Origin of the sequence: Tardiphaga robiniae (assembly GCF_001618955.1) — a bacterium.
GTDB lineage: Bacteria > Pseudomonadota > Alphaproteobacteria > Rhizobiales > Xanthobacteraceae > Tardiphaga > Tardiphaga robiniae_A.
The window spans coordinates 114440-133563 of sequence record NZ_LVYV01000045.1 but is presented as its reverse complement, the minus strand read 5'-3'; the positions used below and the strand labels follow the sequence as shown (position 1 = coordinate 133563).

General features: G+C 61.8%; 28 protein-coding genes and 1 tRNA gene. 14 read left to right on the top strand and 15 right to left on the bottom strand.

Annotation, left to right across the window (positions count from 1 at the left end):
• Nucleotides 1-39: 39 nt before the first annotated feature.
• Nucleotides 40-789 carry a GntR family transcriptional regulator gene (locus A4A58_RS23150; RefSeq protein WP_068736559.1) on the bottom strand — a complete coding sequence of 250 codons (750 nt, stop codon included), beginning with the start codon at nt 787-789 and terminating at the stop codon, nt 40-42.
• A gap of 131 nt (nt 790-920) precedes the next feature.
• On the opposite strand from A4A58_RS23150, the gene A4A58_RS23145 reads away from it, so the two are divergent.
• From A4A58_RS23145 to A4A58_RS23135, 3 genes are read left to right on the top strand one after another with little or no spacing between them, the layout of a single operon-like run.
• A complete protein-coding gene (locus A4A58_RS23145; RefSeq protein WP_068736557.1) occupies nt 921-2270 on the top strand; it encodes a class-II fumarase/aspartase family protein in 1350 nt (449 codons plus the stop codon).
• 29 nt (nt 2271-2299) lie between these two features.
• Nucleotides 2300-3280, top strand: coding sequence for a tripartite tricarboxylate transporter substrate-binding protein (locus A4A58_RS23140; RefSeq protein ID WP_068736555.1), 981 nt, complete (start codon nt 2300-2302; stop codon nt 3278-3280).
• A gap of 9 nt (nt 3281-3289) precedes the next feature.
• The gene (locus A4A58_RS23135) at nt 3290-4678 is read left to right on the top strand and encodes a class II fumarate hydratase (protein ID WP_068736553.1); all 1389 of its coding nucleotides are present in this window, start codon (nt 3290-3292) and stop codon (nt 4676-4678) included.
• A 9-nt stretch (nt 4679-4687) separates the two neighbouring features.
• On the opposite strand, the gene A4A58_RS23130 is transcribed toward A4A58_RS23135, so the two are convergent.
• Entirely contained in the window at nt 4688-5917 is a 1230-nt protein-coding gene (locus tag A4A58_RS23130; protein ID WP_068736551.1) for a lytic murein transglycosylase, read from the bottom strand.
• A 167-nt stretch (nt 5918-6084) separates the two neighbouring features.
• Entirely contained in the window at nt 6085-6651 is a 567-nt protein-coding gene (gene efp / locus A4A58_RS23125) for an elongation factor P (RefSeq protein ID WP_068736546.1), read from the bottom strand.
• 138 nt (nt 6652-6789) lie between these two features.
• Here efp and epmA point away from each other — a divergent pair, with 138 nt between their 5' ends.
• Genes epmA through A4A58_RS23110 form a run of 3 tightly spaced genes read left to right on the top strand, consistent with a single transcriptional unit; the run spans nt 6790 to nt 9258 of the window.
• Nucleotides 6790-7842, top strand: coding sequence for an EF-P lysine aminoacylase EpmA (gene epmA / locus A4A58_RS23120; RefSeq protein ID WP_068736545.1), 1053 nt, complete (start codon nt 6790-6792; stop codon nt 7840-7842).
• Nucleotides 7839-8939 carry a lysine-2,3-aminomutase-like protein gene (locus tag A4A58_RS23115; RefSeq protein WP_068736544.1) on the top strand — a complete coding sequence of 367 codons (1101 nt, stop codon included), beginning with the start codon at nt 7839-7841 and terminating at the stop codon, nt 8937-8939. Before epmA ends, A4A58_RS23115 begins: the two co-directional genes overlap by 4 nt.
• A 40-nt stretch (nt 8940-8979) precedes the next feature.
• A complete protein-coding gene (locus A4A58_RS23110) occupies nt 8980-9258 on the top strand; it encodes a hypothetical protein (protein ID WP_081422013.1) in 279 nt (92 codons plus the stop codon).
• Nucleotides 9259-9281: 23 nt separating this feature from the next.
• On the opposite strand, the gene A4A58_RS23105 is transcribed toward A4A58_RS23110, so the two are convergent.
• Together A4A58_RS23105 and A4A58_RS23100 are read right to left on the bottom strand one after the other, a co-directional pair.
• Nucleotides 9282-9857 carry an HdeD family acid-resistance protein gene (locus A4A58_RS23105; RefSeq protein WP_068736541.1) on the bottom strand — a complete coding sequence of 192 codons (576 nt, stop codon included), beginning with the start codon at nt 9855-9857 and terminating at the stop codon, nt 9282-9284.
• A gap of 123 nt (nt 9858-9980) precedes the next feature.
• A complete protein-coding gene (locus A4A58_RS23100) occupies nt 9981-10997 on the bottom strand; it encodes a PrsW family glutamic-type intramembrane protease (protein ID WP_068736540.1) in 1017 nt (338 codons plus the stop codon).
• A gap of 156 nt (nt 10998-11153) precedes the next feature.
• Here A4A58_RS23100 and A4A58_RS23095 point away from each other — a divergent pair, with 156 nt between their 5' ends.
• Nucleotides 11154-11414 carry a hypothetical protein gene (locus A4A58_RS23095; RefSeq protein ID WP_068736902.1) on the top strand — a complete coding sequence of 87 codons (261 nt, stop codon included), beginning with the start codon at nt 11154-11156 and terminating at the stop codon, nt 11412-11414.
• Between the two features lie 3 nt (nt 11415-11417).
• Here A4A58_RS23095 and A4A58_RS23090 read toward each other — a convergent pair whose 3' ends face one another.
• Entirely contained in the window at nt 11418-11708 is a 291-nt protein-coding gene (locus tag A4A58_RS23090) for a hypothetical protein (protein ID WP_175368942.1), read from the bottom strand.
• A gap of 192 nt (nt 11709-11900) precedes the next feature.
• Between A4A58_RS23090 and A4A58_RS23085 the strand changes: the two genes are divergently transcribed.
• Nucleotides 11901-12494, top strand: coding sequence for a DedA family protein (locus A4A58_RS23085; RefSeq protein WP_068736537.1), 594 nt, complete (start codon nt 11901-11903; stop codon nt 12492-12494).
• Between the two features lie 21 nt (nt 12495-12515).
• On the opposite strand, the gene A4A58_RS23080 is transcribed toward A4A58_RS23085, so the two are convergent.
• The 3 genes from A4A58_RS23080 to A4A58_RS23070 all read right to left on the bottom strand — a co-directional run bounded on the left by A4A58_RS23080 (nt 12516) and on the right by A4A58_RS23070 (nt 13660).
• Nucleotides 12516-12752 carry a hypothetical protein gene (locus A4A58_RS23080; protein ID WP_068736536.1) on the bottom strand — a complete coding sequence of 79 codons (237 nt, stop codon included), beginning with the start codon at nt 12750-12752 and terminating at the stop codon, nt 12516-12518.
• Nucleotides 12753-12887: 135 nt separating this feature from the next.
• The gene (locus A4A58_RS23075) at nt 12888-13427 is read right to left on the bottom strand and encodes a hypothetical protein (RefSeq protein ID WP_086937133.1); all 540 of its coding nucleotides are present in this window, start codon (nt 13425-13427) and stop codon (nt 12888-12890) included.
• Nucleotides 13428-13585: 158 nt separating this feature from the next.
• Nucleotides 13586-13660, bottom strand: a tRNA-Glu gene (locus A4A58_RS23070).
• A 327-nt stretch (nt 13661-13987) separates the two neighbouring features.
• Here A4A58_RS23070 and A4A58_RS23065 point away from each other — a divergent pair.
• The gene (locus A4A58_RS23065; protein WP_068736534.1) at nt 13988-14242 is read left to right on the top strand and encodes a PilZ domain-containing protein; all 255 of its coding nucleotides are present in this window, start codon (nt 13988-13990) and stop codon (nt 14240-14242) included.
• Between the two features lie 12 nt (nt 14243-14254).
• Nucleotides 14255-14407, top strand: coding sequence for a hypothetical protein (locus A4A58_RS30915; protein ID WP_158005731.1), 153 nt, complete (start codon nt 14255-14257; stop codon nt 14405-14407).
• Between the two features lie 21 nt (nt 14408-14428).
• On the opposite strand, the gene A4A58_RS23060 is transcribed toward A4A58_RS30915, so the two are convergent.
• From A4A58_RS23060 to A4A58_RS23045, 4 genes are all read right to left on the bottom strand, one after another.
• Nucleotides 14429-15076 carry a glutathione S-transferase family protein gene (locus A4A58_RS23060; protein ID WP_068736532.1) on the bottom strand — a complete coding sequence of 216 codons (648 nt, stop codon included), beginning with the start codon at nt 15074-15076 and terminating at the stop codon, nt 14429-14431.
• Nucleotides 15077-15406: 330 nt separating this feature from the next.
• Nucleotides 15407-15856, bottom strand: a complete 450-nt coding sequence (locus A4A58_RS23055; RefSeq protein ID WP_068736531.1) for a VOC family protein — start codon at nt 15854-15856, stop codon at nt 15407-15409.
• 138 nt (nt 15857-15994) lie between these two features.
• Nucleotides 15995-16162, bottom strand: coding sequence for a hypothetical protein (locus tag A4A58_RS23050; RefSeq protein ID WP_244499837.1), 168 nt, complete (start codon nt 16160-16162; stop codon nt 15995-15997).
• 163 nt (nt 16163-16325) lie between these two features.
• Nucleotides 16326-16850, bottom strand: coding sequence for a PAS domain-containing protein (locus A4A58_RS23045; RefSeq protein ID WP_068736524.1), 525 nt, complete (start codon nt 16848-16850; stop codon nt 16326-16328).
• 161 nt (nt 16851-17011) lie between these two features.
• Here A4A58_RS23045 and A4A58_RS31690 point away from each other — a divergent pair, with 161 nt between their 5' ends.
• The 3 genes from A4A58_RS31690 to A4A58_RS23030 all read left to right on the top strand — a co-directional run bounded on the left by A4A58_RS31690 (nt 17012) and on the right by A4A58_RS23030 (nt 18047).
• Complete coding sequence (locus A4A58_RS31690; RefSeq protein WP_283804905.1) at nt 17012-17137, top strand: hypothetical protein; 126 nt, start codon at nt 17012-17014, stop codon at nt 17135-17137.
• 208 nt (nt 17138-17345) lie between these two features.
• Nucleotides 17346-17531, top strand: coding sequence for a hypothetical protein (locus tag A4A58_RS23035; RefSeq protein ID WP_116662218.1), 186 nt, complete (start codon nt 17346-17348; stop codon nt 17529-17531).
• 294 nt (nt 17532-17825) lie between these two features.
• Nucleotides 17826-18047 carry a hypothetical protein gene (locus A4A58_RS23030; protein ID WP_068736520.1) on the top strand — a complete coding sequence of 74 codons (222 nt, stop codon included), beginning with the start codon at nt 17826-17828 and terminating at the stop codon, nt 18045-18047.
• 31 nt (nt 18048-18078) lie between these two features.
• On the opposite strand, the gene A4A58_RS30910 is transcribed toward A4A58_RS23030, so the two are convergent.
• Entirely contained in the window at nt 18079-18249 is a 171-nt protein-coding gene (locus tag A4A58_RS30910) for a hypothetical protein (RefSeq protein WP_158005730.1), read from the bottom strand.
• A 216-nt stretch (nt 18250-18465) separates the two neighbouring features.
• Between A4A58_RS30910 and A4A58_RS29810 the strand changes: the two genes are divergently transcribed.
• Complete coding sequence (locus tag A4A58_RS29810; protein ID WP_081422012.1) at nt 18466-18639, top strand: DUF3606 domain-containing protein; 174 nt, start codon at nt 18466-18468, stop codon at nt 18637-18639.
• Between the two features lie 80 nt (nt 18640-18719).
• Here the strand turns inward: A4A58_RS29810 and A4A58_RS23025 are convergent, their stop codons facing one another.
• Complete coding sequence (locus A4A58_RS23025; RefSeq protein WP_068736518.1) at nt 18720-19085, bottom strand: PRC-barrel domain-containing protein; 366 nt, start codon at nt 19083-19085, stop codon at nt 18720-18722.
• Between the last annotated feature and the right edge of the window lie 39 nt (nt 19086-19124).

The window sequence follows — 19124 nt, the reverse complement described above, 5'->3', positions numbered from 1 at the left end:
TCAATCTCAGTCTGTCGCCACCCGGCTTGACCGGCGCACTCATCCATTTGTGTCCTGCCGGCGGAGCAGTCTGGTCGAGTATCGATAGCGGTCCGCCGGATGAATGCTGAGCGAGACTTCAGCCAGCTCGTTTGAGGCGAACAGATACTGCCGCCGAATGGACAGCGCATGTGCGCCAGTCATTGCCTTCAGTGGCTCCGCCATCGCGTCCGACACGCCAACCGCAGAGATGTCCTGACGGATCTCGACAAAGCGTCGTCCCGAGATTTTCTCGACGAGGGTGCCGAAGATCTCGTGATGCCCACCCATCTTCGCGCGCACCTCGTCGGCGAAGGCGCCGTCGATATAGACATCGGTCCAGCAGATCGGTGTCTGTGTGACGTCGCCCGGAATCGTGCGCAGACTTGAGATGCACAACCAGCGCCGGCCGGGCCGGCATCCGAGCTGGCTGGCCAACTCGCTGTCCGCGACGATGTCGGCGACACGCTGCACGTGGCGCTCGGTCTCGGTGCCGAACTGCTGCACCGCCTCGATCGTATTGAGTGCCTGCGTAAAGCCATCGCGGCCCTTGGCCGGCGAGGCCGCCTCGACACGCGTCCCGGCATTGCGTTTGCGGCTCACCAGGCCGGATGCCTGAAGCTCCTGCATCGCCGCGCGGACGGTGGATCGGCTCACGGCGAACTGGTCCGCCAGCTCGAACTCTGTCGGCAGCACGGACCCGACCGGATGCCGTCCGTCTGCGATGGCCTCGGTCAGCGCACGGGCCACAAACGCGTATCGCTTCTCCACCACCGTCCCTCGAATGTTTCCGATTACGCGCATGCAAGCCTGATTGCCCATCAATTCGTCAAGGAAGGAGGTTGACACACAGTTTATGTTCGGACAATTTAATATGTACGAACATAATAAGAGGAAGCGTTATGGGGAGCACGGTTTTCGACTCAGTGCTGTTTCGCGACATGTTTGGCACCGCGGAAATGCGGGCGGTCTTCACCGACGAAGCCCTGGTCGGCCGCTACATCGAGGCCGAAGTCGCGCTGGCCCGCGCCCAGGCCCGTCTCGGTGTCGTGCCGAAGAACGCTGCAGAAACCATCGAGGCTGCCGCCAAGTCCATCAAGATCGATTTCGACAAGCTCCGCCACGAAACCGAAATCGTCGGCTACCCGATCCTGCCGCTCGTCCATCAACTGTCTGAGGCCGCCGGAGAGGCGGGCCGCTACGTCCACTGGGGCGCGACCACCCAGGACATCATGGACACCGCCAACGTCCTGCAGATCCGCGCGGCCCTGCAGATCGTTGCACGCGATCTGCGCGAGGTCCGCGACATCTTGGTCGCGATGGCGCGCAAATATCGCGACACGCCGATGGCGGGGCGCACCCATCTGCAGCAGGCGCTGCCGGTCACCTTCGGCTACAAGGCCGCCGTCTGGCTGTCTTCCATCGATCGCCACATCGAACGCGTCGATCAGGCACTGCCGCGCATCCTGTTCGGCGAGTTCTCCGGTGCCGCGGGCACGCTCGCATCTGTGGGCGAGGGCGGGCTGGAGATGCAGAGGCTGTTCTGTGAGGAGCTCGGCCTGCATCAGCCCTCGATCACCTGGCATGTCGCCCGCGACGGTATCGCCGAAGCGGTCACGCTGCTCGGCCTGATCACCGGCACCCTCGGCAAGATCGCCACCGATGTCATGATGCTGTCGGCCACCGAATTCGGCGAGGTCTCCGAACCTTTCGTGCCTGGCCGCGGTGCATCCTCGACGATGCCGCAGAAGCGCAATCCGATCTCGAGTGAATTGATGCTGGCCGCCGCCAAGTCTGTACGCCAGCACGTGGCCGCCATGCTGGACGGCATGATCCACGACTTCGAACGCGCCACCGGCCCGTGGCATCTCGAATGGGTGTCGTTGCCTGAGAGTTTCCTGCTCACGGCGTCGTCGCTGGCCAATGCCAAATTCATGCTCGCCGGTCTTGTTGTGCACGAGAAGCGGATGCTGGAAAATCTCGATCTCACCCACGGCCTTATCGTCGCCGAAGCGGTGATGATGGCCGCCGCGCCGCAACTCGGACGCCAGCATGCGCATGACGTTGTCTACGACGCCTGCCGCAAGGCGATCGAAGGCGGCGGACAGCTCGCGGATATCCTCGCCGAGGTCCCGGAAATCACCGAAGCGCTTGGCGGCAAGGAAGCCATCCGTCGTCACTGCGACCCGGCCAACTATCTCGGCCTGTGCGGTCCGATGGTGGATCGCGTGCTGAGCATGAGCGGACGCTGAGACAACAGACACAACAGGGGAGGATTTCGATGATGAAGAACATTTTGACGACCGCATTCGTGCTCGCCGGTGCGCTCCTTGCCGTTCCGGCCTCGGCCCAGGACTTTCCGACACGCACCATCACCATGAACATGCCCTATTCGGCAGGCGGCCCCGGCGATACCATCGCGCGGCTGCTGGCCCAGGGCATGAGCGGCCCGCTGAAGCAGCAGGTCATCGTCGAGAACACGACGGGTGCCGGCGGCTCGATCGGCAGCGCCAAGGTCGCTGCCTCGCCGCCGGATGGCTACAATCTGCTGCTGATCCATATCAGCCACGCGACCAATCCGGCGCTGTATCCCAAGCTCAAATACGATCCGATCAAGGACTACGAGCCGATCGGTCTCGCTGTCGATCTGCCATCAGTGTTCGTGGCACGCAAGGATCTCCCGGCAGCCAATCTCGCCGAGCTGATCGCCTGGATGAAGACGAACAAGGAGAAAGTGAACTATGCGCATGCCGGCATCGGATCGGCCTCGCATCTGTGCGGCCTGCTGCTCAATGCAGCGACCGGTACGCAGCCGACCCAGATCGCCTATCGCGGCGCTGGTCCGGCGATGAACGACATGATGAGCGGGCAGGTCGACGTCATGTGCGACCAGATCGTCAACGTGGTCGGCAATGTCGACGGTGGCACGATCAAGGGCTACGCCGTCACCAGCACCGAGAAGGCGCCGGCGCTGCCAAAACTGCCCACGACAGCCGAAGCCGGCTTGCCGGGGTTTACCTACACCGTCTGGTACGGCCTGTTCGCGCCCAAGGGCACGCCCAAGCCGATCATCGACAAACTCGTTGCCGCGCTGAACGTGGCGCTGAAGGACGAGACCGTGAAGAGCCGGCTTGCCGGCCTCGGCGTGCAGCCGGTGGCGCCGGAACGGGCGACGCCCGATGCGCTGGCCGCGCATCTGAAATCCGAGATCGACAAGTGGACGCCGATCATTAAGGCGGCGGGCGTTGTCGGCGCGCAGTGAGCGAGATTCGTGAGTAACGTTCGCACCGATCACGACGCCTTCGGCACTATCGCGGTGCCGCAGGATCGCTATTGGGGTGCACAGACCCAACGCGCGCTTGAGGTCTTTCAGGTCAGCGATGAGCGTTTCCCGGTTGCGCTGATCCGTGCATTCGCCCTGCAGAAGATCGCGGCCGTTCGCGCCAATCTGCAACTCGGGACGATCGCGCCGGAGATCGCGGCGCCGATCGAAACAGCGGCACTCGAACTTCATCAGGGCCGTTTCGACGATCATTTCCCGTTGCCGATCTGGCAGACCGGCTCCGGCACCCAGACCAACATGAACGCCAATGAGGTGATCGCGAACCGCGCCAATGAATTGCTGGGTCAGCCGCTCGGGACCAAATCACCCGTTCATCCCAACGATCACGTCAATTGTTCGCAGTCATCGAACGACAGCTTTCCGACCGTAATGCATGTGGCAACGGCGCTGGAGTTGCGCAGGCGTTTGCTCCCGGCCTTGCAGACGCTGCGCGACGATCTCCGCGCCAAGGCGGACGCGTTCTCCGACGTCGTGAAGATCGGACGCACGCATCTGATGGATGCCGTGCCGATGACAATGGGGCAGGCGTTCGATGCGTTCGCCCGTCAGATCGGCCATGCGCTCGACCGCATCGAAGCCGTGTTCCCGCGCCTGCTGATGCTGCCGCAGGGCGGCACAGCCGTCGGCTCAGGGCTCAACGCACCCGCGGGATTCGACAGCGCCTTTTGCGGGCACCTGAACGCACTGACCGGCGTTGCGTTCGTCCCGAACCCGAGCAAGTTCGAAGGCATCGGCGCACATGACTCGCTTGTCGAAGTGTCCGGCGCGCTGAACGGCCTTGCCGTCACGCTTCTAAAAATCGCGAACGACGTGCGCTTCCTCGGCTCGGGTCCGCGCTGCGGACTCGGCGAGCTCGTCATCCCGCATGACGGGCTGACGTCGTCGATCATGCCCGGCAAGCGCAACCCGACGATTGCCGAAATGCTCGCGCAGGTCTGCTTTCAGGTGACCGGCAACAATGCTGTCGTCACCGCGGCGAGCGCGTCCGGCAATTTCGAGCTCAACGTTGCCAAGCCGGTGATCATCTACAACGTCTTGCAGTCGATCCGCATCCTCGCCGACGGCATCGATGTCTTTACGTCCCGATTGATCCGCGATCTCGACGTCGATCGGCGACAGCTCGCTGCGAATGTCGCCAATGCACCGCTGCTCGCGACAGCCCTCAATCCGGTGATCGGCTATGACAAGGTCGCGCTCATCACAGCCAGAGCTTTGGATGAAGGCATCACACCGCGCGAAGCCGCGATCGCACTGGGACTGCTCTCGGGTGAAGACTATGATCGTTACGTCGATCCGCAGCGGATGGCGGGCATTTGACGGAACGGCTCAGCCGCCTTGCCGCAACCGCGCGAGCACCTTCAGCCCGCCATAGCCATCCGCCGGAAGCAGACCCATCTTCGTTTGATAGTCCTTCACCGCTTTCATCGTGTCGTTGCCGACGCGTCCATCCGTGCCGCCGGTGTCGAAGCCGGCGCGGGTGAGGCGAGTTTGTACTTCCTGCACTTCGGCGAGTGTGAGCGCCCGTTCCGAGCCGGGGAATGGCTGGATGAAAGGCGGCGCGCCGAGAATGCGATCGCCGAGATGGCAGATCGCGAGCGCATAATTCATCGACGGGTTATAGCTGCGCACGGCGTAGAAGCCCTGGCCGAGCAGGAAGGCCGGACCGCCCTGCACAGGCACCCAGAGCTTGGCATTGGCATTCGGCTGCGGGAACGGCTGGCCGTCGGCGCGGGTCACGCCGGCTGCGGACCAAGCTGCAAAACTGCGATTGCTATCCGATGAGCCGGCGCCGTTGGCGCGGACCTCGTAGCCCCAATGTTCGCCGCGTGGATATTTGCCGCGATTGACGAGGAAGCGTGCGCTGGAGCCGAGTGCATCGTCGGGCTTGCCGAACGGCGAGACGCGGCCGTCGCGGTCATAGTCGATGCCGACATTGAGCCACACCTCAGGCATCCATTGCGTATGCCCCATCGCGCCGGCCCATGAGCCGCGCATCTCGTCGGGCGTGCCCCAGCCCTTGTCGACGATCTTCAGCGCATTGATCAGTTCGGTTTCCCAATAGGCGCGGCGGCGCGGCTCGTTCCAGGCGAGCGCCGCGAGCGATGGAAACACCGGACGCATGTGGTTCTGCTGCACGATCGGATCGCCATAGGCGGACTCAACGCCCCATAGCGCCAGCAGCGTGCCGCGCTCGACGCCGAAGTCGCGCTCGATACGGTCGAACACGGCTTCGTTCTTGCGCAGCGCGTCCTTGCCGGCGGCGATGCGCCAGTCAGAGGCGCGGCGGTTGATGTATTGCCAGAGCTGCTCGTGAAATTCCGGCTGCTTCTGCATCTTGGTGAACACGGACATGTCCGGCTCGATACGGCCCATCACGCGCGAATAGGTCGCGTCGGAGACGCCTTTGGCAGTTGCCTTTGCACGAAAGCCGTCGCGCCACGCGTCGAAGCCCGCGGGCGCCGCAAAGGCCGTCCCGGGCAGCGCCAACAGCGCGCCGGCACCCAGGCCGGAGCGGAGCAGGCGGCGTCGGTCGATCAGGGAATCGCGCGTGGTCATGCCCCATTGTAGCCGCATGACTTGCGCCGCGGCAGGGGCAATGCGTCGCGCTACGACAAGGCGGCCAAGATACTGAAGCCTCACATGAAAAGACCGCCGAAAGCCATTTTCGGGCTTCCGGCGGTCTTGCGAAAAACTAGCGGCAATCTTGCGATAGCCGGGATCCTTTAGTCCTTGGCGCGCTCGATATACGAGCCGTCCTCGATCAGCACCACAATGCGGGTGCCGGTGCCGACATGCGGCGGCACGTTGGTGCGGACGCCGTTGGACAGCATGGCAGGCTTGTAGGACGACGATGCGGTCTGGCCCTTGGTCACCGGTTCGGTGTCGACCACTTCGAGCGTTGCACGCTGCGGCATCTGGATCGCCACCGGAACCAGACCATGTAGCGACAGCTTCACGGTCATGTTCTCCTGCAGATAGGGCTCGGCATCGCCGATGACGTCCTTCTGCACCTGAACCTGATCGTAATTGTCGTTGTTCATGAAGTGGAAGCCGTCGGCATCCTTGTAGAGGTAATTGAAGTTTTGGTCCTCGATCGTCGCCTTTTCCACCTGGTCAGTGGTCTTGTAGCGCTCCGAGATCTTCACACCGTCGCTGATTCGGCGCATTTCGATCTGGCTGACCGGGGTTCCCTTGCCGGGGTGGATGTTCTCCGCGGACAGAACCACGTAGAGCTTGCCTTCCTGCTCGATGACGTTGCCCTTGCGAATAGAACTGGCGATGACTTTCACAGATATATTTCCTAGATTTCAGGCCCGGGACCGATCCGGACGTGTGTGTCCCGTGGCCAGCGAAGCGGTTTCGGGGGGCAACATACTGATTTCACGCGGCGATGCCAGCGTTTTGCAACCCAAAAGGGCCGTTTGCCGATGACTGGAACCGACCGTCCGTCGCCCTGGTGGAGCCCGGCGCGACACCAGGACCGCCGGGGCTTCCTGCTGGCGCGGGCCGCGATCACGAAGAGTATTCGGACGTGGTTCGAGGCTCAGAGGTTCCTGGAGGTCGAGACTGGCGTCCTGCAGGTCTCACCGGGCAATGAGATCCATCTGCACGCGCCAAAGACGACATTGATCGACCGCGACGGCGAGCGGCTCTCGCGGTATCTGCGGACATCGCCGGAATTCGCCTGCAAGAAGCTGCTGGCGGCGGGGGAGACGAAAATCTTCGAATTCGCGCGGGTGTTCCGCGACCGGGAGCGCGGCGACAAGCACCTGCCTGAATTCACGATGCTGGAATGGTATCGTGCCGAGGAGCGCTATGAGGCTGTGATCGCCGATTGCGTGGCGATCATTGCATGCGCGGCGCAGGCGACGGGCGTCAGACAATTCACGTTTCGCGGTCAGGTTGCCGATCCGTTTGCCGCGCCGGAGATGTTGACTGTGGCAGCGGCGTTCACGCGCTTTGCTGGCATCGATCTGCTTGCGAGCATCGATGGTGCCGAGGGCAATCGCGCTGCGCTGGCGGCTGCCGCGACCGGTAAGGTGCGGATCAGCGACGACGACACCTGGTCGGATATTTTCAGCAAGATCCTGGTCGAACATGTCGAGCCGCGTCTCGGGCAGGGGCGGATGACTGTGCTGTTCGAATACCCATCGCCGGAAGCTGCATTGGCGCGCACCAAAGAAGGCGATCCGCGGGTGGCTGAACGCTTCGAGATCTATGCCTGCGGCGTCGAACTTGCCAACGGCTTTGGCGAGTTGACCGACGTCGACGAGCAGCGCCGACGCTTCACAGAAGCGATGGACGAGAAAGAGAGTCGCTATGGCGAGCGCTATCCGCTCGACGAGGAGTTTCTGGAAGCCGTTGCGGCGATGCCGGCAGCGTCCGGCGTGGCCCTCGGCTTCGACCGGCTGGTGTTGCTGGCGTCCGGCGCGACGCGGATCGATCAGGTGGTGTGGACGCCGCCAGCAGGTGCGTCATGAACCGTCACGTGAAAGTTGCGACGACCCTGCGGCAACCCGCTGAGCTCATTGAAAACGGCCTCGCGCCGGCGTCGACACTGGCCGATCTGGAGAAAGTCGCCGCACGCTATGCCGTCGCGGTGACGCCAGCCGTTGCTGCACTGATCGACAGCAGCGATCCCGACGATCCGATCGCGCGTCAATACATTCCAAGTGTGGATGAACTGAACGCGCAGCCCGAAGAGAACGCCGATCCGATCGGTGATCACGCCCACGCGCCAATCGACGGCATCGTGCATCGCTATCCCGACCGCGTGCTGTTGAAGCTGGTGCATGTCTGTGCGGTGTATTGCCGGTTCTGCTTCCGCCGCGAGATGGTAGGCCCCGGCAAGGAGACCACGCTGTCGCGCGAGGCTTATGCAGCGGCGCTGGATTACATCCGCAGCCATGACGAGATCTGGGAGGTGATCCTCACCGGCGGCGATCCGCTGATGCTGTCGCCGCGACGATTGAGCGAGATCATGACGGATCTCGCTGCCGTTGCGCATGTGAAGATCATTCGATTGCACACGCGGGTCCCAGTGGCTGATCCCGGCCGCGTCAGCGCGGAGATGGTGGCTGCATTGAAAGTCACGGGCGCGAGCACATGGGTGGCCCTGCATGCCAATCATCCGCGCGAGCTGACGGATGCTGCACGTGCGTCGTGCGCGCTGATGGTGGATGCCGGCATTCCCATGGTCAGCCAGTCCGTGCTGCTGCGCGGCGTCAATGACGATGCGGCGACGCTGACGGCGCTGATGCGCGGTTTCGTCGAGTGCCGCATCAAGCCGTATTATCTGCATCACGGCGACCTTGCGCCCGGCACCGCACATTTGCGTACCAGCATCGCGGAGGGACAGGCCTTGATGCGCGCCATTCGAGGCAATGTTTCCGGATTGTGCCAGCCGGATTATGTGCTCGACATTCCCGGCGGTTATGGCAAGGCGCCGATCGGTCCCGAATATTTGTCCGAGAATTCTTCAATCAGCCTCAAGCCTGACGGTGAAGCTTCTGCGGAATCGGTCTATCGTGTGGTGGATTACTGCGGCGACGTTCATATCTATCCACCGAAGCCGTAGCGATCGGCTTACACGCGCCACCTGGTGTCGGAGACAAAAAATGAAAACATTGTTCGTGATGACGGCAGGCCTGTTCGTTCTCGGCCATTCGCTGGCTCTGGCGCAGGATTCGTCCCGCAACCTGCCACCCAAGGGCCTGCGCTCGCAGCCGACCACACAGACTAACAGCGGCGGCGCTCTGCCCGAGGCTCCCGTCGGCCATCGCCAGCCGCGCCCGGGTGATCTGCCGCCGGAGACCGGCAAGAACGATCCGTCCCGCATCGACGCGCAGGATCGCGAACTTGATCGCATGATCAAGAATATCTGCAAGGGCTGCTGAGCCCCTGCAGATTATCGGCCGGATCAGGCCTTGTTGCGCGCGGCCATCGCGAGGCCGATCAGCGACGCGCCGCCGATCACGAGATTGATGCCGACCATCAGGCCGATGGCCCATGCTGCAGTGCCGGGCAGGCCCGAGATGATGATGAAGGCGATCACGATATCCATCAGGCCGGAGAAGGCCATCCAGCTCCAGCGCTCGGACAGTTCCTTGCGATGCTGGAGCGCGTACATGATGGTCGCGACGCCCTCGGCGAGGAAATAGACGCCAACCACGAATGTCAGTGTCAGCGTGCTTTCGGCCGGGCGCGTGAGCAGAATGATGCCTGCGCCGATGCCAAGGATTGCTGAAATCAGCGACCAGATGAAGCCCGGCGTCTGACGCGCCCAGAAGGTCATCAGTAGCGCGGCGACGCCCGAGATGAAGAACATCCAGCCCAGCATGACGGTGACGGCGATGCTGGCCACCTGCGGCACGATCATCGCGGCAAAGCCGAGGATGACGAGCACGATGCCTTCGATCAGAAATGCCTTCCAGTGCGCGCGCACGGCGTCGCTCATCTTCGATTGCAGCTCGGCGAGGTTGGGCGGCATGGTCATGGCGGCGATGTCCTGATCTGGCCGGCAGCATGCCGGCCGTTCCTCGAATATATCCGCTCACACGCATATGCGGGCAAGTTTGTTGATCGGGAATAGCTCGAATGTCGCGCGCGCTCTTGAACGTTACGACTGCGCTGGCGCGGCCGTGCGCATGCGGTTGCGGCCGAGGATATAGGCCGTCGTCGTCAGCACCAGCAGCACGGCCCCGATGGCGATCGATGCCAGACCGAGCGGGATCAGCACCATGGTGACGTTGCGCGCCGGGTTCGTAAACCAGTGATGAATCGAAGTCAGTAAAAAGGCACTGCCGGCAAAGCCCGCGCCGCCGCCGGCAACCAGCAGTGCCCACATGCCGCGCAACTGGCTGAGCCGCTCGCGTGACACCTCCGTATGCGGTGCATGATGCGCGCCAATCCGCCGGACCAGCCGCGCCGCCAGCGCAATAGTGCCGAATCCGACCACTACGCCGGCGGCTTCCAGCACGCGGCGCATCATGCCGACGATTTCCGGATGCCGCTGCAGCGTCAGCAAAGGAAGATCGAAACAGGCATGCAGCGTCACCGGCGCCAGAACGATCAGCATGGGCGTGCGAATGAAGGCCCACCCATCGCGGCGATGGGCGCCGAGCGCGCGGCCGGAGCGGGTGATGGCGATATAGGCGCCGGCGATGATGCCGAGCGCGCCGTGAAACGGCACGGTCAGGACGCTGCGCAGTACCGCCAGCGTGCGCCACATGTCGGGATATTGCAGCAGATAGACGAGATTCTCGTAAGCCGCGAAGCCCAGTCCTGCCGCGGCGCCATAAACCACAGTGTCCATTGGATCGGCCGTGCGGGCGCGTTGGGTGGACACCGCGATGATGACGAAGATCTTCACGATCTCCTCCGGCGCGGCGACGCCAAACACGGCGTGGAGCACCATGGCCAGGGTCGGATTGTCCGTAAGACCCGGAATTGCCGCGAACAGCGCGCGGGCATAGCCGAGCAGGGAGATGCTGGCGGCCCCCAGCAGGAATGACGCCCAGACCAGCCCGGGCGGTCCCGGCCGTTCATCGGCAGCAATCACCAGCCACAGCACCAGCAGAGCAGGTGCGACGGCAGCGATACCGATCACGGTGGGGAGCGATTCGAGCAGGTTCATGGAACTTAATTATAGACGGGCGAGCAGACCGGAAAGAGTGACTCTTGGGGGAGCCGCCTGCGACAAAAGAGAAGCTGGCGGGCCAGGGCCAGGGCCGGAACCAATCAGTGTTCGGTCGATTGGGCTGACACAGCTCATGCCGCACGGGAAATGACCATGGCCGACGACGCAAAGACACCGCCCTACATCTACGAAGGCGTCGAACCCGTGCCTGAGGCCAGGTCGACAATCACCGAAACGATCACGGATGTGAAAGAGGCGGTGACCGAGACCGCGCACCGTATCGGCGGTGCCATCGAGTCAGGCAAGAAGCCAGGGATGCCGTTGAGCATCCTGGCCAATGTTGCGCGGGAAGCGCCGCTGGGGTCGCTGCTGGTTGCTTTTCTGCTCGGCGTCGCGGTCGCGCGTCGGCGCTAGGCGTCAGCGAATCCGGGCCGGCACCAGATTGACCGGCTTCGTGGTCCGTAGCGATGCCGGCTGATAGGCCGAGGCAGGCGCAAAGACCGACTTGCAGCCATCGCTTAGCTGAGACTTGTTGCGGATCATGCAAGCCGTGACGCGATCGACATCCGGGATTTCCGAACTGCACAGTCGCATCGCATCGCCCGTGCAAAGCTGTTCCTGTTCGGCGCTGTAGGCGTGGCAGACGGTGGTCAGCATGCCGAATGCAAGAACGGTGGCGGCGGCGAGCTTCGCGGTGGTGAATGTCATCGTGTGTCCCTCGATCTTGTGTCCATCCGTGCGCCGATCGGCGCGTCGTTGGAGCGATGGGATAGAGGGCGTTCGCTTCAGGCGGTTTGCGCGGAGGCGAGGAAACGGTTTCTTCGACCGCGGTTTTGTTTCATTGCTGGTGATGGACGAAACACAGCCTGAACACAGCGTGCCGGTCGGAATCCCACCCTGATGGACATTATTCAGAAAATCTCGGCGCTGATCGCGGCGCAAGCCGATTTGGCTGGACCGCTCGGTTTCGTCATCGCCTTCTTCGGATGTCTGGTCGGCTCCAGTTTCGTCGTTCCGGCTGCGGCCATCGTGACGGCGACGGGGGTGCTGATCGGCGCCGGCGTGGTGTCCTGGACTTTCGTCCTCTGGGCCATCGGCGGCGCGGTGCTCGGCATGAGCATGTCCTATGAGCTCGGCAAACGGTACGGGCCGAGGCTGCTGGAGATGCGGATGCTCCAATCGCGTCAGCAACTGGTGGCGCGGGTGCGTGGGCTATTCGAGCGCTACGGCATCGCAGCGATCATGGTCGGTTATCATATCGGGCCGGCGCGCGCGCTGGTCACCAGCGTCGCGGGCATCGCCGGCATGCCGCGTCTGAAGTTCGAAACCGCCAGTATCGTGTCCGCAATGGTCTGGATCGTCGATCATGCCTTGATCGGCGTCATTCCCGGCACACTCATCGACGCCGACAGTCCGTGGCTGCTGCCGGTGGCATTTGGAGCGCCAGTCGTCGTGATCGTTCTGACCGTGATGTTGCTGCGCAAGGCGTTCTAGCCACAGCGCCAACGCGTCGCATCACGCCGCCTTCGAGATCTTCTTCTTGAGATGTCCGGTGTCGTGATCGCGGCGGAGCTGACTGAGCGACGTGTCGTTGAGCTTCGGCAGCACTTCACTGAGGGTGAGCGTGTCGGGGTGCCCGGCTGCGAAGAACTTGCCGTAGATCTTGCGGAGTGTTGCCAGTGTGGTGCTGCCGTATTTCTCGGTCATCGCGCTGTCGTGCGCGTGAAGGTGATCGCCGCCGTCATGCTTCATGTCTCGCTCCCTGCCGGGATCGCATGATCTCGCACCTTGAGCAGTGCAGATTGCGTTCGGCCAGACAGACTAGGCGCGGTGATATCAACAGCACAAGCGCTTCGCATGTGCACGGGATCAATCGACCGAGAGGCCTTAGCCGCGCGCGCCCGGGCGCTTGCGCTGCACAACAATCTTCATCTTCGTGCGGCCCTTGCTGGCGGCTGTGCGGGATCGTGAGCGGCGCGGTTGCTCACGCGCGGCAGGCTTGTCGTCAGTCGCCGAGGTGCTGGCAAAGGACTGCCGGAGAGTGTCGAGCGTCGAGGTGAGAGCGCCGACCTGTTCGTTGAGCTTGCGCGCTTCGTTCTGCTGCGCTGTCATCAGACGCTGCATGGTCTGCAACTGATCCTGCACGACCTGGAGCTGATCAATCGACTGCTGCTGCGTGGCCTCGATGCCCTTCGTCTTTTCGATCAGCTGTTCGGACGCTTGCGCCACACGGGCCTGTTGCAGGCGTGATGCGGTGAGCCGCTCCGGCTCCGGCGTTGCGCCGCTATAGCTGCGCCACGTGAAGATGCCGCCGATGCCGATCACGACCAGAAACAGGGCCGCAGCCGCAACCATGATCGGCTGCTGGCTAATGCGCCAGGTGTGACTGGGTTCGGACGCGTAACTGTGCTGGGAAGCGCTCGGCATGATTTCGACCATGAAGCTCGAAGTCCTATGGCGTGTGATCGTTCCAATCCGCGACAAAACCATCCAGAACGCGTGAATTTCGGGAGGTTCGCGGCCAAGTTCAACGAAAATAAGGCTCGGGTGGCAATAACGTGGCCTGACCCAGGGCAGTGCGCGAATGGCGCTCCCTAGCGGAATCGAACCGCTCTCTCCACCGTGAAAGGGTGGCGTCCTAACCGATAGACGAAGGGAGCAAAAAACCCCGGCCGATCCAGCGGCCCGAAATCAGGCCAAGGATACCGCGGTTCTGCACGGCTATTTCTAAAATCGCCGCAACATCAAAGCTTTAGGGCTGATCTATCGCGGGCGGCACCGACCGAAAGCAAATCAGTTTGGTGCCAGCGGCCGAACGTATAGTGACGTTTGTTCGGGTCGGCAAGTGGGCGGTGAGGGATCAGGTGGATGATCCCCATGCGCGGCGCACGGACCTTGTGCACAGGACATTTCGAACTCTTGCACCTCTCAACGGTTCTTAAAGCATGCAGGCTTAAGGCTCTCTCCCGGGGGCGTGGAGTAATGCGATGGCAGTGACGAAAAAACGCGACACACGCCGGTCCGTACACCAGGCCGCATGGATCACGCTGGACGGTGGATTCGCGGCCCGGCAATGCAATGTGCTGGATCTCTCGACTTCCGGCGCGAAAGTCGTCGTCGACGATCCCACGTCGGTCCCCAACAAGATGAAGCTGGCCTTCTCGCGCGACGCACGCACCGGGCGTATGTGTGAAGTGGTCTGGCGCCGCGGCAAGACGCTGGGCGTTCGCTTCATCGCGTAGGGCCCCACGATCGTGCGCCCCGATATCGTCATTCCCGTATTGATGGGCTGCGCGCTGCTGTGGTGGATCGGCCGCGGCATGAACTGGACCATGCGCCTGGTCGTGGCCGCGATCACGCTGGTGGTGATCATGGGCATCCTGCTGCTCGAACGTTCGTTGAACTAACGTTCAAGCGAACGCCTGCGCTCAGGAGAGCGGCGGCGCGACATAGGTCTGGAAGCCCGGCCGTGCCGAAATTGCCTGATACCAGCGTTGCAGATGCGGAAGTGCAGGGCGGATGACACCCTCGACGCCGAACCAGCGCCGCGCGTAGCAACCGGTGGCGATATCGGCGAGGCTGAAATCGTCACCTTCTATCCAGGTCTGACGGGAGAGCTGCCGGTCGACCATTTCCCACAGCGCTGCATTGGCGTCCGCGGCTTTCTGCAGCGCGGCCATGTCGCGGTCGGCGACGGGCGTCCGCACCAGTCCCCAGAACAACGGGCGCTCGGCCGGTTGCAATGTCGTCAGCGTCCAATCGAGCCAGCGCTCCATCCCGGCGCGCACCTTGGGGGCGGATGGATAGAGCGTCGATGCAGCGCCATAGGCCAGGGCGATATAGCGCATGATGGAATTGGATTCCCACAAAACGAAATCGCCTTGCACCAATGTGGGCACGCGGCCGTTGGGATTCATCGCCAGATAGTCGGCCTCGCCGTTGCGGCCAAATTGCATGCCGGCATCGATGCGATCATAGGCGACCTCGAGCTCATGGCAGCACCACAGAACCTTTTGCACATTGACCGAATTGGCGCGGCCCCAGATCTGCAGGGACGGAGTGGGAGTCTGTGGCACGATGAACCTCGCTGGCGAATAAGCGCCGCAGGTTTAGCCAGCAACGCGCCGCCATCGCAAGGCCGGTCTCGCGCCGACCTCTCACAAAGGAGCGAGCCCGCAAACAAAACAGGCCTCGCGTGAGCGAGGCCTGTTGATTGGTTCAGCTTGGGAGGCGTCAGCGACCGAAGAAGAGCCACAACAGAATGATCACCGGAATCGGCACACCCAGCAGCCAGAGTAGAATTCCACGTCCCATCGTCTCAGCCTCCATGAAATCAGTTTCGCATTGACAACGCGGCACTGCTCATGGCGTTCCACCGCTGCACCTGCAGCGATACGTTTTGTGAGTTACCAATGTCCGGTGTTGGGCATGGACGACCACGGCTCTTGCGGCGGCAGCGCGTCGCCCTTCTGCAGCAGCTCGATGGAATGTAGATCGGGCGAACGCACGAAGGCCATCTGGCCATCGCGCGGCGGACGATTGATGGTGATGCCGAGCTTCATCAACCGGTCGCAGGTCGCGTAGATGTCGTCGACCTCATAAGCGAGATGGCCGAAATAGCGATCCTCGCCATATTTCTCTTCGTCCCAGTTGTAAGTGAGTTCGACCAGCGGCGCGCCGCGTCCCTTGGTGTTGGCGAGCAGCGCCTCGTCTTCGGCGGCGCACAAGAACACCAGAGTGAATTTCGCCTTGTCGTTGTCGACCCGGCGGACTTCCTTGAGCCCGAGCGCATTGGCATAGAATTTCAGGGCTGCATCCAGATTGCTGACGCGCAGCATGGTGTGAAGGTAGCGCATTGGGATTGTCTCCATGGGATCGACACAAGCGTGCAACCTCTAGGGCAGCAGCGTTTGCCATAGCAGCTAAACAAGACAAATGGCAGATGTCGTCTTGAGAAAGAGGGCGCACCATCTGAATTGTGAAGAGCGTTGCCCTCAGGCGCTGACATCCACGATGGCGGGCGTATCGATTTCCCGCTTGTGCCAGACGGTCAAATCCTTGCGCGGCTTCTCCCACGCATATTCGTCACCGCTTTTTTGCAAATGCCGAATGGCCGCCACATGGGCGTCATCGGCGCTCTTGGCCTCCACGACGATCTCCACGGATTCCTCGACGGAGCGAACGACGACGACGCTAAAAAATTTCCTTGCCATGCGGGCATAACCGGCAGCGCAAGGCTACGTTCCCGGTGACGATGTATTAAGCCGTGACCGCAGCATTTTATCGGCAACGCTGCCGTAAAGGGTAATCTCGAACCGTACGGGACTAGGTCGGGACGATGCTGAAATGATGGTCATCGATCTTCTCCCGCGTAATGTCTACGATGGCGCCGGGAAACCGAACCGCCTTGCCCGACGAATCGAGCGTGCACTTGCCGCGCGCATAGACCCAATGCGTGTCGCCGTGAGAGACGACGCGATATTCGCGGGAGAACACCTGACCGGTCGTCAGTGAGCGATTGATAGCGGCGGTGACGTCATCGATGTCGTCCGGATGAATGGCATCCAGCCAGTCTTGCAACGGCGTGCCCCGCGAGGCCAAATCCGCATTGACGCCGAACAGGCGGGCGAATTTGCTGTCTGCATAGACGCGGTCATTGGCGATGTCCCAGTCCCAGGTGCCGACCAATCGATCCTGGATGCTGGAGTCGCCGTCATGATAACGCACGCCGCTCTGGGCGGCTTCGAGCGAAGCCATCCGCAGGATCTGTGCGAGGACTGTCTGATGGCTCGCCTGCGCCGAAATGGCGAGCTCCCTGCAGATCTCCGAGATGGGCCGCCCGACAATCATCACCGCTCCCGGAACTTATTGGCCAACTGATCGTAATATTACGTATATTGATGAGCATTCAATTCAACGTACAGGGAAAAGGTTCCGAAACCTTTCTGTACAACTTGGGAGTGTTACTCGTGTGGCGGTTTGGAAGGGCTTCGGACGAGGAGGCCTTAAAGATGGTTGTGACTTACCTCACCATTAACGAGCCGGAGCGCCGTCGCGAAATATTCGAACTCGCTGAGAAGTATGCGAAGAAGACGTGCGCTCCGCCGATCTCGCAGGACAACCTCGACAAGAAGTAACACGCCGAGGAAGTAGCGAACCGGGTAGGGTCGTTTCACGATGCGGTTCTGTAGTTTAGTTTGATCGCGGGAGCGCCGAAAATTAACAGTCCACAACGGCTTCGTTAAAATCCGCTCAGCTAAGTAACCTTCATCGGTTAGGTTAAAACCAGAGTATGATTGCGCTGAAATAAGAGTGAGCTATTCATTTCCCATCGAGGGAGTGACCATGTCCGCTTCGTTTCACAATGCCGACAAGCCGACGCATCGACGAGTGATGCTGGTAGGATTTTTGTTCTGCGCAGCCTTTGTCGCTGTGAGCTTCTTTGCGCGGCCGCAGCCGGCAACGGACCATGTCCTGCTGAAAGCTGACAAGCTCACTCGCACCGCCGGCCAGCCTGTGGCTGCCAACTAGAAAAGCAAAGCATCAACGCTGGCTTGGCGTGGTGTTCGGGGTGAAGGGCACGATCACGCGTACGGGCTCTTGCGACGCAGGTCGCTCATAGGCGACACGCTGGCCGCTTTTGCTTGCAACAGCGGGTGTCGGCTCGAGGAGCCACGGTACGAAGGCGATCATTCCGCAGACAAACGCAACCGCGATGAGCAGGAATACGCCATTATCTTCTTCTCTCGATCCCATGCCATGGAAACACCGCACTGCGGCGTTCGTTCCAGCTATACGGTCGCGTAAGAGCGGCGGGGGAAGGTCATGAGAATTGTCGTTGTTGGACTGCTGATCGCTGTCATCCCGCTGCAGGCCTTCGCTGCGGCGTCGAAGAAGCCGGCGGCAACGAAGCAGAGCATGAAGCCAGCACCGCGAAAACCAGATCCCTGTGCGCAATACGGCGCCGGCTTCGTGCAGGTTGAGGGGACGTTGACCTGCGTCAGGATCGGCGGGAGCATCGGCTTCGGTGGAGGCGTTTCGCAATAGAGCGCGGATCGCCGCCAGACAGGTGGCTACCTCAGACCTTCTTGTCGAGCTCGACCGGCGCCTCCGGCGGCTCGTGATGGTCGTCATAGGCCCGTTTCGCCTGCAACTGGTCCCATGCCCCCGTGCGCAATGACAGCCGGCCGTAAGGCGGCGGGTTCGGCCTCAGTTCGACGGCTTGAACGACAAGAGCTGTGGACGTCATCTCCCCATAATGCCGCGGGCGCGACTAGGTTCTCCGTGCTCTGGAAGTGCAGTTAAAGCCGGGTTGGCGGAATCTCCGGCATTTGAATGATTGCTTGTGGGGCAGGTGAGCGGCGCCCGGAACAAGTCACAGTCGTGCATGTTTTGCACTCACCAGACGGCATAGACGCCGGCGAGCAGCTCGCCATCAACCAGTTGATTGAAGAGGCCGACGACGATGGACGACCGGAAGAACAAGGGTCAGCCGGATCGCAGCAAGATCAACATGCACGAGGCGCATGAGGTGAAATACTGGACCCATCAGCTCGGCGTTTCCCGTGAGCAGCTGCAGGCGGCGGTGGAGAAAGTTGGCAATGCGGCTGCGGCAGTGCGTAAGGAACTGGCGCATTAGAAGCAACGCATCTGTCAAAGTGGGCTAACAAGAACGGCACCCGATCGGGTGCCGTTCTGCTGTGTGGTATATCCCGGGCGTCAGATGCCCATGGGAACGCCGTAATAGTCATTCACCGCGCGGGCCCGCGATGTATCAGCCCAGTTCCAGCTATTGTCGTTGCTGTATTTCGGCGCATTCTCGAGCTGCTGTTGCGTGACGCCGGTGCGATAGCCGCCAAGTGCGGTGTCATATTTCAGCGACTGCCAGGGCAGGGGATAGTGATCATCGCCGATGCCGAGAAAGCCGCCGAAGCTAAGTACGGCGTAAGACACCCTGCCGCTCTTCTTGTCGATCATCACGCGCTCGATTGAACCGATTTTCTGGTCGTCGGCGCCGAACACTGCGGTACCTTCGACCTTGTCGCTGCCAATCAGGTTACCTTGTTCACTTGCTTCGATGGGCATGTAGAGCCTCCCTTTTGGTTATGTCTGGCCAACAGGTAA

Excerpts from the sequence above, each read along its gene's own strand:
- A4A58_RS31690 (WP_283804905.1), top strand. The coding sequence starts at position 17,012 with ATGGTTGTGACTTACCTCACCATTAACGAGCCGGAGCGCCGTCGCGAA.
- A4A58_RS23145 (WP_068736557.1), top strand. The coding sequence starts at position 921 with ATGGGGAGCACGGTTTTCGACTCAGTGCTGTTTCGCGACATGTTTGGC.
- epmA (WP_068736545.1), top strand. The coding sequence starts at position 6,790 with ATGACTGGAACCGACCGTCCGTCGCCCTGGTGGAGCCCGGCGCGACAC.
- A4A58_RS23085 (WP_068736537.1), top strand. The coding sequence starts at position 11,901 with ATGGACATTATTCAGAAAATCTCGGCGCTGATCGCGGCGCAAGCCGAT.
- A4A58_RS23055 (WP_068736531.1), bottom strand. The coding sequence starts at position 15,856 with ATGCGCTACCTTCACACCATGCTGCGCGTCAGCAATCTGGATGCAGCC.
- A4A58_RS23115 (WP_068736544.1), top strand. The coding sequence starts at position 7,839 with ATGAACCGTCACGTGAAAGTTGCGACGACCCTGCGGCAACCCGCTGAG.
- A4A58_RS23080 (WP_068736536.1), bottom strand. The coding sequence starts at position 12,752 with ATGAAGCATGACGGCGGCGATCACCTTCACGCGCACGACAGCGCGATG.
- A4A58_RS23030 (WP_068736520.1), top strand. The coding sequence starts at position 17,826 with ATGAGAATTGTCGTTGTTGGACTGCTGATCGCTGTCATCCCGCTGCAG.
- A4A58_RS30910 (WP_158005730.1), bottom strand. The coding sequence starts at position 18,249 with ATGACGTCCACAGCTCTTGTCGTTCAAGCCGTCGAACTGAGGCCGAAC.
- A4A58_RS23095 (WP_068736902.1), top strand. The coding sequence starts at position 11,154 with ATGGCCGACGACGCAAAGACACCGCCCTACATCTACGAAGGCGTCGAA.
- A4A58_RS23075 (WP_086937133.1), bottom strand. The coding sequence starts at position 13,427 with ATGCCGAGCGCTTCCCAGCACAGTTACGCGTCCGAACCCAGTCACACC.
- A4A58_RS23110 (WP_081422013.1), top strand. The coding sequence starts at position 8,980 with ATGAAAACATTGTTCGTGATGACGGCAGGCCTGTTCGTTCTCGGCCAT.
- A4A58_RS23045 (WP_068736524.1), bottom strand. The coding sequence starts at position 16,850 with ATGATTGTCGGGCGGCCCATCTCGGAGATCTGCAGGGAGCTCGCCATT.
- A4A58_RS23100 (WP_068736540.1), bottom strand. The coding sequence starts at position 10,997 with ATGAACCTGCTCGAATCGCTCCCCACCGTGATCGGTATCGCTGCCGTC.
- A4A58_RS23130 (WP_068736551.1), bottom strand. The coding sequence starts at position 5,917 with ATGACCACGCGCGATTCCCTGATCGACCGACGCCGCCTGCTCCGCTCC.
- A4A58_RS23090 (WP_175368942.1), bottom strand. The coding sequence starts at position 11,708 with ATGACATTCACCACCGCGAAGCTCGCCGCCGCCACCGTTCTTGCATTC.
- A4A58_RS23035 (WP_116662218.1), top strand. The coding sequence starts at position 17,346 with ATGTCCGCTTCGTTTCACAATGCCGACAAGCCGACGCATCGACGAGTG.
- A4A58_RS23025 (WP_068736518.1), bottom strand. The coding sequence starts at position 19,085 with ATGCCCATCGAAGCAAGTGAACAAGGTAACCTGATTGGCAGCGACAAG.
- A4A58_RS23105 (WP_068736541.1), bottom strand. The coding sequence starts at position 9,857 with ATGACCATGCCGCCCAACCTCGCCGAGCTGCAATCGAAGATGAGCGAC.
- A4A58_RS29810 (WP_081422012.1), top strand. The coding sequence starts at position 18,466 with ATGGACGACCGGAAGAACAAGGGTCAGCCGGATCGCAGCAAGATCAAC.
- A4A58_RS23140 (WP_068736555.1), top strand. The coding sequence starts at position 2,300 with ATGATGAAGAACATTTTGACGACCGCATTCGTGCTCGCCGGTGCGCTC.
- A4A58_RS23065 (WP_068736534.1), top strand. The coding sequence starts at position 13,988 with ATGGCAGTGACGAAAAAACGCGACACACGCCGGTCCGTACACCAGGCC.